Raw genomic sequence first — 11,624 nt, 5'->3', positions numbered from 1 at the left:
CGTGCCACGCCCCGTCATGAGCCGTCCCCGGAGCCGCGCGCCATGAGCCTCAGTGTCTTCGTGGAACTGCGGTTCTGGCTGCTGGTGGCGTTTTCCCTGGTGCTGCCCGCGGGCATCTACGGGCTGCTGCTGGCCACGCGCTCGATCTCGCGCATGGCGGTGCTGGGTTTTGGCGTGGCGCTGGTGCTGATCGCGGGCGTGGACGTGTACCTGCTGCAATCGCTCGCGGCCCTGGCCAAAGGCACGCCGTCGCTGGCGGACGACGCGGTGTTCATTTCCGAGCTGTCGATTGCCCTGTATATCCTGCCGGTGGTGTTCGGCGGCATCGGGGTCAACCTGATCTCACACGTGCTGCTGCGCCACCTGACCGAGGCCGAAACGCGGTTCGACCGGGAGCATCGGGATGACTGACCGTGGCCGGCCCGTGGTGCCCGGGCGGGCGCGCAGGCCGTACAAGGGGTGGGCCGTGGCGGCCCTGTCCGCCTTCCTGGCGGCGCCCGCGGCGGCCATCGCGACTTTCGAGGAGGTGCGCGCGGACTTCAGACCGTCCGACACCGTGCTCCTCTCGCGCGAGGGCGAGGTGCTGCAGCGCCTGCGCACCGACACCACCGTGCGCCGTGGCCAGTGGGTGGCGCTGGCCGACATTTCACCCGCGCTGCGCACGGCCCTGGTGCTCAGCGAGGACAAGCGTTTCTTCGAGCACAGCGGGGTGGACTGGCAAGCCGCCTCGGCCGCCGCCTGGGGCAACCTGTGGAACCAGCGCACGCGCGGGGCCAGCACCATCACCATGCAGCTGGCGGGCCTGCTCGATGGGGACTGGCGCCAGGGGCCGGGCGGGCGCTCGGTGGCGCAAAAGCTCGGCCAGACGGTGGCCGCACAGGTGCTGGACCGGCGCTGGCGCAAGGACCAGATCCTGGAGGCCTACCTCAACCTCGTACCCTTTCGCAGCGAACTGGTGGGCATCGACGCCCTGAGCCGCACGCTGTTCGGCAAGGCCGCCCATGGCCTGGACGAGCGCGAGGCGGCCGTGGCGGCCGCGCTGGTGCGCGCGCCCAACGCGCGCCCCGGCCTGGTGGCGCAGCGGGCCTGCGGGGTGCTGCGCGACATGCGGGCGCAGCAGCCACCGGCGCGGCCGCGATCCCTGGCCTCCGGCCGTCCGGCACAGCACCTGCCCCCCGTGGACTGCGATGCCCTGGACCTGTTCACCACGGCGGCGCTGCAGCGCCGCGCGTTCGATGCGAGCGAGGGCGTGGCCCCCCACTTCGCGCGGCACTTGCTGCGCCAGCGCTTCATCAAGGAGGGGGGCGTGGTGCCCGAGCGCGTGCAGAGCACGCTGCGCGCGCCGCTGCAGCGCTTTGCCGTGCTGGCCCTGCAGCAGCACCTGCGGGAGCTGCGCGGACGCAACGTGGAAGACGGCGCGGTGCTGGTGCTGGACAACGCCACGGGCGCGGTGCTGGCCTGGGTGGGCTCGTCGGGGCCGCTGAGCCAGGCCGGCGAGGTGGATGGCGTGCTGGCGCCGCGCCAGCCGGGCTCCACGCTCAAGCCGTTCCTGTATGCGCAGGCCATCGCCGAGCGGCGTCTCACGGCGGCCTCGCTGGTGGACGATTCGCCCGCGCACATCGCCACCGCGGGCGGCCTGTACATCCCGCAGAACTACGACCGCCAGTTCAAGGGCTGGGTGTCGGTGCGCACCGCGCTGGCGGCGTCGCTGAACGTGCCGGCGGTGCGCACGCTGGTCATGGTCACGCCGGACGCGTTCCATCGCCAGCTCTCCGCGGCGGGCATGCCGCTGCGCGAAAACGGGGACTACTTTGGCTACAGCCTCGCGCTGGGCAGCCCCGAGGTGCCGCTGCTGCACCTGTCCAACGCGTTTCGCACCCTCGCCAACGGCGGGCGCCTGAGCCCGGTGGCATGGGCCCAGGCGCCCCCCGGCAAGGTCCCGGCCTTCGCCCCCGCGCTCGATCCGCGCGCGGCCTTCATCGTGGGCGACATCCTGTCCGACGGCAATGCGCGGGCGCGCACCTTTGGCACCGACAGCGTGCTGGCCACGCGCTTCTGGACCGCCGTGAAGACCGGCACCAGCAAGGACATGCGCGACAACTGGGCCGTGGGCTGGTCCGCGCGCTACACCGTGGGCGTATGGGTGGGCAATGCCAGCGGCGCGGCCATGCACGACGTGAGCGGCACCAGCGGCGCCGCGCCCATCTGGGCCGCGGTCATGGGCTTCCTGCACGCGCGCGAACCCAGCCGCGCCCCCAAGGCGCCCCCGGGCCTTGTCCGGGCCGCCGTGCAATTCGGGCCCGCCGCGCCACAGCCCGGTGGCGCGGGCGACGCCCGCCAGCCCCTGGAGGCGGCGCGGCAGGAGTGGTTCCTGGAGGGCACCCAGCAGCCCCTGTTTGCTATTGATTCAGGAGCTAACGGGCAAGACGAACCCAGCACCAGCACCAAAAGAACCCCCCATCCCCCGGGGCGCGAGGCCGGGGCGGCCGCGCCGGGCCTTGGCGCGCGCATCACGGCGCCGGCCCCTGGCACCATCATCGCGCTGGACCCGGACATCCCTCCCGCGCGCCAGCGCCTGCAGTTCACCGCCACGGGAAGCGGGTGGCTGTGGCGCATGGACGGCAGGCCGCTCGGGCGCGGCGCGCGCGTGGCCTGGATGCCCTGGCCGGGGCGGCACGTGGTGCAGCTCACCGATGCCCAGGGCCAGGTGCTGGACGAGGTCCGCATCGAGGTGCGCGGCGCGGGTGCCGTGGCGCCCGCACCCAGGGCCACTGCGCATTGACGCCACGAAATCCGAGGGATACGGTGTGACTTGCCGCCCGGCACGCCACAGGTAGACGCCTAGAATGGTTACAAGATATTTCTATGCCCTTTCTGCGCCAGTTCTTTTCCCACCGCCTGATCTGGCTGGCCCTGTTGGTCTCGCTGGGCATTGGCGCACTCTTCGCACGCACGATCTGGACCATTCGCGCTGACGAGTGGAACTACGCTGCCCAGACCAACGCCAATCTCGCGCGCACGCTGGAGCAGGGGCTGAGCTGGGCGCTCGACACGTTCGACAAATCGCTGGAAGGCGTGGCGCGCGAGGTGGGCAGGCCCGAGGTGTGGGCCCTGCCGCCCGACCTGCGCGCCCGGGTGGTGTTCGACAACTCCCTGCGCGCGCGTGGCGCGGGCGATGTGCTGGTGCTCGACACCCTGGGCAACGTGGTGCTCGATTCGGGCCCGCTGCCGCCGCGCCGGGTCAACTTCGCGGACCGCGACTATTTCACGGCGTTCCAGTCGGGCGGGCACCAGGGCCTGTTCGTGGGCAAGCCCGTGCCCTCGCGCGTGACCGGGCTCAACATCCTGCCGGTCTCGCGCGCCTACTACCGCCCGGACGGCAGCTTCGCCGGGGTGGTGGTGGGCGCCATCAGCCTGAGCTATTTCAATGAGCTGTTCGGTTCGCTCGACATGGGCCCCCACAGCGGCGTGAACCTGTTTCGCAGCGACGGCGTCGTGATCACCCGGTTTCCCTATGGCGACGCCGACGTGGGCCGCAGCCTGGCGGGCACCCCCAACCTGATCCGCTTCCAGAAGGAGGGCACGGGCACCTTCATCGGCACGTCCACCATCGACGGCATGGAGCGCCTGTATTCGTTCCGTCCCGTGGGGCGCTATCCGCTGATCCTCAACGTGGCGCAGTCCACCGACACCGTCCTGGCCAAGTGGTACCGCAGCGCCTGGGTGCTGGGCGGGTTCGCGCTGCTGCTGATGGTCAGCTGCGTGGGGCTGGCCACGCTGTTCGTGCGCGAACTCACGCTGCGCCAGCAGGTCTCCGCGCGGCTGCGCGAGGCCGAACGCAACACGCGCACCATTCTCGACAACATGCCCTCGATGATCGGCTACTGGGATGCCGGGCTGCGCAACCGGTTCGCCAACCAGGTCTATTTCGAGTGGTTCGGCGTGCGGCCCGAGCGCATGCCCGGCATGCACCTGAGCGACCTGCTCGGGCCGGAGCTGTTCGCGCAGAACAAGCCGTTCCTGGACAGGGCGCTGCTGGGCGAGCCGCAACTGTTCGAGCGCACCTTCGCGGATGTGCATGGCGTTGCGCGCCACACCATGGCCTCCTACCTGCCCGACACCGAGGGCGGCAAGGTGCGTGGCATCTTCGTGCAGGTGACGGACATCTCGGAACGCAAGCGCATGGAGGACGAACTGTTTGACGAGAAGGAGCGCGTGCGTCTCACGCTGCAGTCCATCGGAGACGCGGTGGTCTGCGCGGACGCCCATGGAGCGGTCACGTACCTGAACCCGGTGGCCGAGCGCCTGACCGGCTGGCAGGCCTTCGACGCGGCGGGCCACAACGTGGACGAGGTGGTGAACCTGCGCAGCCCCGACAACGACGCGGTGCTGGCCAGCCCCTTGCGCCAGGCCATGGAGCAGGGCCTGGCGGTGGAAGCGGTGCGCGGCGTGGTCCTGCACCGCACCAGCGGGCAGCGCTTTCAGGTGGAGGAAACCTCCAGCCCCATCACCGACCGCCATGGAGCCGTGACGGGCGCCGTGGCCGTGCTGCGCGATGTGACCGAATCGGTGGTCATGGCCGAGCGCATGGCGCACCTCGCCCAGTACGACGCGCTGACCGACCTGCCCAACCGCGTGCTGCTGCAGGACCGCGCCCAGCTGGCCATCTCGCAGGCGCGCCGCGACGGCAAGTGCCTGGCCGTGATGTACCTGGACCTGGACGGCTTCAAGGACGTGAATGACACCCTCGGCCACGATGTGGGCGACCTGCTGCTGGTGCAGTTCGCCCAGCGCCTGAAGGCCGCCGTGCGCGCCTCGGACACCGTGTGCCGCCAGGGCGGCGACGAATTCGTGGTGCTGCTGCCGGGGCTGGACGGCGCCGAGCCCGCGTGCAGCGTGGCATGCAAGATCCTCGCGTCCTGCGACCTGCCTTTCGAGCTGGCGGGTCGGGTGCTGCAGATCGGGCTGAGCGGCGGCATCGCGCTGTACCCCCAGCATGGTGACACCTTCGACGCGCTTTCGCGCCATGCCGACAGCGCCATGTACGCCGCCAAGCGCGGCGGGCGCATGCGCTTCATGCTCTACCGGGGCCCGGACGAGGCGCCCGAGGTCGTGCTGGCCGACAACGCGGGAGGCCGCGTGCGCTGAGCATGCGGCGGTGCGACGCGGTGCGGGGAGGGGGGCCGCATGCCAGAACCCACGGTGGGATCATGTTTTGCTATGAAAATAATAGCTTATTGCGCTTGTGGAATAAGCGCCAGGCGGTGTTTTTGGTGAAAGTCCTGGAGCTTGCGCGGGCCCGCCTCGGCCTGCCTTGGAAATTTGTTGCAGCCCCGCGCAAATAATTTTGATGGCCCGCCAGCGCGCAAGTGCCTACCATCCGCGCAGTTCTTACCGTCCCCTGTGCAACCCCTTCTGGAGCGTCCGCGTGCCTGACTTGTCCAAAATCACCTGCATCGAAGACCTGCGTGTCATCGCCCAGCGGCGCGTGCCGCGCATGTTCTATGACTACGCCGATTCAGGCTCGTACACCGAGGGCACCTACCGCGCCAACGAAAGCGACTTCCAGCGCATCAAGCTGCGCCAGCGCGTGGCCGTGAACATGGAAGGCCGCAGCACGCGCACCACCATGGTGGGGCAGGACGTGGCCATGCCGGTGGCCATCGCGCCCACGGGCCTCACGGGCATGCAGCATGCCGACGGCGAGATCCTGGGCGCGAAGGCGGCCAAGGCGTTCGGCATCCCGTTCACGCTCTCGACCATGAGCATCTGCTCCCTCGAGGACATCGCCGAGCATACGGGGCGCCACCCGTTCTGGTTCCAGGTGTACGTGATGCGCGACCGCGACTTCATCGAGCGCCTGATCGACCGCGCCAAGGCCGCCAACTGCTCGGCGCTGCAGCTCACGCTGGACCTGCAGATCCTGGGCCAGCGCCACAAGGACATCAAGAACGGACTGTCGGCGCCGCCCAAGCCCACGCTCGCCAACCTCATCAACCTGGCGACCAAGCCGCGCTGGTGCCTGGGCATGCTGGGCACCCCGCGCCGCTCGTTTGGCAACATCGTGGGCCATGCCAAGGGCGTGGGCGATCTGTCCTCGCTCTCGTCCTGGACGGCCGAGCAGTTCGACCCGCAGCTCAACTGGGGCGATGTCGAGTGGATCAAGAAGCGCTGGGGCGGCAAGCTGATCCTCAAGGGCATCATGGACGCGGAGGACGCCCGCCTGGCGGTCGACAGCGGCGCCGATGCGCTCATCGTCAGCAACCACGGCGGCCGCCAGCTGGACGGCGCGCCATCGTCCATCGCCGCGCTGCCCGGCATCGCGGCCGCTGCAGGCAAGGACATCGAGGTGTGGATGGACGGCGGCATCCGCAGCGGGCAGGACGTGCTCAAGGCGCGTGCGCTGGGCGCCCAGGGCACGCTGATCGGGCGCAGTTTCCTCTACGGCCTGGGTGCCTTCGGCGAGGCGGGGGTGACCCGCGCGCTGCAGATCATCCAGAAGGAGCTGGACATCACCATGGCCTTCTGCGGCCACACCAACATCAACACGGTGGACCAGTCCATCCTGCTGCCGGGCACCTACCCCGTCTAACCGTGGCCCGTGCAACCGCGGCCGGCCGGTGCGCAGGACCTACAGCGTCTTCTGCAGCGCCGCGATCTCCCGCTGCAGGGTCTGCACCACGAAGTCCTCGCGCGGCTGCATGCGCGCCGTCATGGCGCTCACGCTGATGGCGCCGACCACCATGCCGCCCCGGTCCCGGATGGGCACGCCAATGCTGGTCACGCCCGCCACGGCGTAGTTGGTGATGCTGGCGTAGCCCCGCGCACGGGCGGTTTCCATCAGGTCCAGCAGGATCTGCCGCGTGAGGCCCCCGTAGGTGGCCAGGTGCGGCTCGATGCGGCCGAGCACCTCGGGCAGTTCGTCCTGCGGCATGAAGCTCAGCAGCGCCAGCCCCCCGCCGCCAATGCCCAGGGGCCGGCGCTTGCCCACTTCCACGGTCAGCACCTGGATCGGAAAGCTGCCGGACTGGCGGTCCAGGCAGAACGAATCCGCCCCGCTGCGCACCACCAGGAAGGCGGTGTCCCCCGTCTCGGCGCTGATGCGTGCGAGGAAGGGCGCGCACTGGTCGCGCAAATTGAAGTGGGTGGACGCCACCAGCCCGAGTTCGTAGGCGAAGTGGCCCAGCCGGTAGCGGCGCCGGGCGTCCTGCATCACCAGCCCGCCTTCGACCAGTTGCTTGAGCAGCCGGTGCACCGTGGGCTGCGCCAGGCCGCTGGCCGCCACCAGCGTGGACAGGCGGGCGCCGGACTTGTGCTCGGAGGAAATCAGCCGCAGCAGCCCGATGGCCCGGTCCAGGCTTTGAACGGTGGTCATGTCATCAAATTCACTGTAAATCCATATTGTGGACTTATTTGCTTTGGCGTCCGGCCGTGCAAAGGAATAATTCAATGAGAAATTTATTTCACTGACGACGATTTAACAATAAAAGTCCGTATTGCGGAATGTTTGCATGTACCCCATCGATTTCTTCTACCGCGCTGCCCGGATGTATCCGCAGCGGGAAGCCCTGGCCGGCGGCGGCCAGGTGCTGACCTATGCCGCGCTGGCCGCGCGCGTGGACGCCGCCGCCTGCGCGCTGCAGCAGCTGGACGCCGAACCCGGCTCGCGCGTCGGCATCTGCGCCGGCAACACCGTGGACCACGTCGTGGCGCTGCTGGCCGTGCTGGCGGCGGGCAAGGTGTGGGTGCCGCTGAACTGGCGCAACCCGGCGGCGGAGCTCAACCGCATCATCGCGTTCACCGAACCCACCATCGTGGTGGCCGAGCCCGCGCACCTGGGCACGCTCGACCTGGCCGGCGTGAAGGCCGTGCTGGCGCTGGGCGAGGGCGGTGAAGCCCGCGCCACGCTGCAGGCCGCCGAGGCTGCGCACGCGGGCCAGCGGCCCCGGCCGCACGGCCGCTCGCGCGACGAGGCCCAGGCCATCAAGTTCACGGGCGGCTCCACCGGCGTGCCCAAGGGCGTGATGCAGCCCTACCGCGCGTGGGTGGCCACGCTGGTCAACCAGATCCAGGCGTTCGGTTTCGACGCGGACGACCGCTACCTCATCTCGGCGCCCGTCACGCACGGCACCTCCACCTACCTGCTGCCCATCCTGGCGCAGGGCGGCTGCCACGTGCTGCCCGCCAGCAACAAGCCGGCCGAGCTGCTGCGCAGCTTCCGCGAGGATGGCATCACCACCAGCTTCATGCCGCCCACGCTGCTGTACATGCTGGTGGCCGAGGCGCATGGCGAGCGCCTTCGGCTGCCCCGCCTCAGGCACCTGATCTACGGCGGCGCGCCCATGCCGCCCGAGAAGATCCGCGTGGTGCGCGAATGCTTCGGCCCCGTGCTGGAGACCACCTACGGCCAGACCGAGGCGCCGCAGGTGGTCAGCGTGATGCGCGCCGAAGACTTCGCCGACGAGGCCAACTGGCGCTCCGTGGGCCGCCAGGGCCTGGTGACCGACATGGCCATCATGAGCCCGGAAGGCGCCCTGCTGCCCACGGGCGAGGCGGGCGAGATCGTGGTGCGCGGCGACCTCATCATGAACGGCTACTGGAAGATGCCGGAGAAGACCGCCGAGACCATCGTGGACGGCTGGCTGCACACGGGCGACCGGGGCTACGTGGACGAGCGCGGCTACCTGTTCCTCAAGGACCGGCTGCGCGAGGTGGTCATCACCGGCGGCTTCAACGTCTACCCCATCGATGTGGAGAGCGTGCTCGACCAGCACCCCGCCGTGCACGAGTCCGCCGTGTTTGGCATCGAGGACGACAAGTGGGGCGAGGCCGTGCACGCGGCCGTGCAGCTCAAGCCCGGCGCGCAGGTGAGCGCGCAGGAGCTCATCGCCTTCGCCAAGGAGCACCTGGGCTCCGTGAAGACCCCCAAGGCCGTGCACTTCTACGCCGACCTGCCGCGCAGCGTGGCCGGCAAGGTGCACAAGGTCACGCTCAAGGCCGACATCACGCGCCTGGTGCGCCAGGAGCAGCCCGCATGAACAAGCCCGTGGAACGCCCCTACACCGAGCTGTGCACGCACTCGGCAACGTCGATCCACTACCGGGGCGACAACCTGGCCGAGGACGTGCTGGGCCAGCGCGGCTTCACCGACGTGCTGTTCTCGCAGATCCTCAACCGCCGGCCTGACGCAGACGACCTGCGCGTGCTGGACGCCGCGCTCATCGCCATCATGGAACACGGCCTCACGCCGAGCGCCATCGCCACGCGCATGGTCTACATGAGCTCGCCCGAGAACATCCAGAGCGGCGTGGCCGCGGGCCTGCTGGCCGTGGGCAGCCAGTTCGTGGGCACGGTGGAAAATTCGGCCATCCTGCTGCGCCAGATCATCGATGCGCCCGAAGGCGTGGAGGCCGCGGCGCGCGCCACGGTGCAGCGCCACCGCGCCGAGCGCAAGCCCATCCCCGGCTTCGGCCAGCACATGCACAAGCCGGACGACCCACGCGCCGCCAGGCTGCTGGCCATCGGCCGCGAGCATCCGCGCTTCGAGGGGCGCTACCTGCAGGCCATCGAGGTCCTCTCGCGCGAGGTGGATGGCGCCTTCGGCAAGCACATCACCATCAACGCCACGGGCGCGGTGGGCACGCTGCTGGGCGAGCTGGGCGTGCCCCCGGCGATGATGCGCGGCTTTGCCGTCATCTCGCGCGCGGCGGGGCTGGTGGCGCACATCGCGGAAGAGCAGCGCATTCCGTCCGCCCGTTTCGTGTGGGACCTGGTGGACCACGAGGTGCCCTACCGTGGCACGGGCGAGGGCCACAACAAGGACCGGAGCGGCGAATGACCGGCACCACCCCTTCGCGCGACATCCTGGTCTGCGATTCGGTCACCCGCATGGGGCAGGACGTGCGGGGCCGCGTGGCCGTCGCCGCCTCGCATGGCGGCGTGTTCGCGGTGCACCTGGCGCTGCAGGAGGGCGTGGCCGGCCTGGTAGTGTGTGATGCGGGCGTGGGGCTGGAGCGCGCGGGCATCGCGGGCCTGGACCATGCCAACAGCCTGGGCGTGCCGTGCGCCGCCCTCCACCACCGCTCGGCGCGCATCGGCGACGGGGCCGACTGCGCGCGGCGCGGCCTGGTCTCGTACGCCAACGCGCGTGCCGTGCAGCTGGGCGTGCGCGTGGGCATGCCCGCCCTGCAGGCCGCGCAGTGCATGGCCGCTGCGGACCTGCAGGCCGTGGACCCGGGACCCTCGCCCGGCGAGGCGCGCAAGGTGCTGCCGGGACTGCATGGGCACCGCACAGTCGTGCTCATCGACTCGGCCTCGCTGGTGGCCGAGGAGGACCGCGACTGCGTGGTGATCACCGCCTCGCACGGCGGCTTGCTGGGTGGCCGGTTCGAGACCGCCATCAAGCTGCCCGTGTTCGCCGCGCTCTACAACGATGCGGGCATCGGCTGCGACGGCGCGGGCGTCTCGCGCCTGCCGGCGCTCGATGCGCGGGGCATCCCGGCTGCCACGGTGGCTGCCAGCAGCGCGCGCATTGGCGACGCCCGCTCCGCATGGGAGACCGGCGTGATCAGCCGCGTGAACCAGGCGGCCTATGCCCTGGGGGCGCGCGAAGGGCAGGGCGCACGCGACTGGGCCGAACTCATGGCGGCCGTGCACTGAGGCTGAAGGCCCGGCACAACCCACAAAGAAAGAGACATTCATGGCGACCACAGCATATGCAAGCAGCCCGGCAACGTCGGCCGCGTACTTCCCGCCGCTCGATGCGCTGCCCGGCCGGGGCCGTGTGGCGGGCAAGGTGGCGCTGGTGTTCGGTGGCGGTTCGGCTGGCCCCGGCTGGGGCAACGGCAAGGCCGCCGCCATGGTCTACGCCCGCGAAGGCGCGCGCGTGGCGGTGGTGGACATCCGCCGCGAGGCGGCCGAGGAAACCCGTGCCCAGCTGTACGCCGAGGGCTTCGACGCCGAGGCCTATGCCGCCGACGTCACGGACTCCGCCGCCGTGGCCGAGGTGGCGCGGCGCGTGCACGCGCGCTTTGGCGCCATCGACATCCTTCACAACAACGTGGGCATCACGCGCATGGGCAGCGTGATCGACATGGACGAAGCCACCTGGCAGCAGGTGATCGACACCAACCTGACCGGCGTGTTCCTCACCTGCAAGCACGTGGTGCCGGTGATGCTGGCGCAGGGGCGCGGCGCCATCGTCAACATCTCGTCGCTGGCCTCGCAGCAGATCAACAGCTACCCGTACATGCCGTACTACGCGGCCAAGGCCGGGCTCAACCACTTCACGCGGGCGCTGGCCGTGCAGTACGCGGCCCAGGGCATCCGCGCCAACGCGGTGCTGCCGGGCGTCATCGACACACCGCTCATCCACCAGCAGATCGCCGGCCAGTTCGCCAGCACCGAGGAGATGCTGCGCACCCGCAACGCCGCCAGCCCCATGGGCCGCATGGGCCAGGCCTGGGACGTGGCCTACACGGCGCTGTTCCTGGCGAGCGACGAGGCGCGCTACGTGACGGGCGTGTGCATTCCGGTGGATGGCGGCAAGGGCTGCACGGGCAAGTAGGCCCTTCACGTTCCAGCGTTTCAAAGTTCCATTGATTTTTTCATTCCCACATTCGCAG

The 11,624-nt window shown here is 70.0% G+C and carries 9 protein-coding genes; 8 read left to right on the top strand and 1 reads right to left on the bottom strand.

Annotated elements, in window-relative coordinates:
• The first annotated feature begins 42 nt into the window (after window positions 1-42).
• The 4 genes from AC07OD_RS05020 to AC07OD_RS05005 all read left to right on the top strand — a co-directional run bounded on the left by AC07OD_RS05020 (window position 43) and on the right by AC07OD_RS05005 (window position 6,592).
• Window positions 43-411 carry a hypothetical protein gene (locus AC07OD_RS05020; protein ID WP_218295651.1) on the top strand — a complete coding sequence of 123 codons (369 nt, stop codon included), beginning with the start codon at window positions 43-45 and terminating at the stop codon, window positions 409-411.
• Window positions 404-2,782, top strand: a complete 2,379-nt coding sequence (gene pbpC, locus AC07OD_RS05015) for a penicillin-binding protein 1C (RefSeq protein ID WP_494595436.1) — start codon at window positions 404-406, stop codon at window positions 2,780-2,782. Before AC07OD_RS05020 ends, pbpC begins: the two co-directional genes overlap by 8 nt.
• Before the next feature lie 83 nt (window positions 2,783-2,865).
• Window positions 2,866-5,148, top strand: coding sequence for a bifunctional diguanylate cyclase/phosphodiesterase (locus AC07OD_RS05010; RefSeq protein ID WP_492807437.1), 2,283 nt, complete (start codon window positions 2,866-2,868; stop codon window positions 5,146-5,148).
• A 280-nt stretch (window positions 5,149-5,428) separates the two neighbouring features.
• The gene (locus AC07OD_RS05005) at window positions 5,429-6,592 is read left to right on the top strand and encodes an alpha-hydroxy acid oxidase (RefSeq protein WP_492253657.1); all 1,164 of its coding nucleotides are present in this window, start codon (window positions 5,429-5,431) and stop codon (window positions 6,590-6,592) included.
• 39 nt (window positions 6,593-6,631) lie between these two features.
• Here the strand turns inward: AC07OD_RS05005 and AC07OD_RS05000 are convergent, their stop codons facing one another.
• Window positions 6,632-7,375, bottom strand: a complete 744-nt coding sequence (locus AC07OD_RS05000; protein WP_369643036.1) for an IclR family transcriptional regulator — start codon at window positions 7,373-7,375, stop codon at window positions 6,632-6,634.
• 136 nt (window positions 7,376-7,511) lie between these two features.
• Between AC07OD_RS05000 and AC07OD_RS04995 the strand changes: the two genes are divergently transcribed.
• Genes AC07OD_RS04995 through AC07OD_RS04980 form a run of 4 tightly spaced genes read left to right on the top strand, consistent with a single transcriptional unit; the run spans window position 7,512 to window position 11,566 of the window.
• Window positions 7,512-9,038 (top strand): class I adenylate-forming enzyme family protein, encoded by a 1,527-nt coding sequence (locus tag AC07OD_RS04995; protein ID WP_494595433.1) that lies wholly within the window; start codon window positions 7,512-7,514, stop codon window positions 9,036-9,038.
• Window positions 9,035-9,838, top strand: a complete 804-nt coding sequence (locus AC07OD_RS04990) for a citryl-CoA lyase (protein WP_218340067.1) — start codon at window positions 9,035-9,037, stop codon at window positions 9,836-9,838. The genes AC07OD_RS04995 and AC07OD_RS04990 overlap by 4 nt, the downstream gene beginning before the upstream one ends.
• Window positions 9,835-10,659, top strand: coding sequence for a hypothetical protein (locus AC07OD_RS04985; protein WP_492807433.1), 825 nt, complete (start codon window positions 9,835-9,837; stop codon window positions 10,657-10,659). Before AC07OD_RS04990 ends, AC07OD_RS04985 begins: the two co-directional genes overlap by 4 nt.
• Before the next feature lie 40 nt (window positions 10,660-10,699).
• A complete protein-coding gene (locus tag AC07OD_RS04980) occupies window positions 10,700-11,566 on the top strand; it encodes an SDR family NAD(P)-dependent oxidoreductase (RefSeq protein WP_494595431.1) in 867 nt (288 codons plus the stop codon).
• The last annotated feature ends 58 nt before the right edge of the window (window positions 11,567-11,624 follow it).

The sequence above is a fragment of the Acidovorax sp. GW821-FHT10E03 genome, assembly GCF_059415205.1.
The sequence above is the reverse complement of the archived record's forward strand: the minus strand, read 5'-3'. Positions and strand labels throughout refer to the sequence as shown.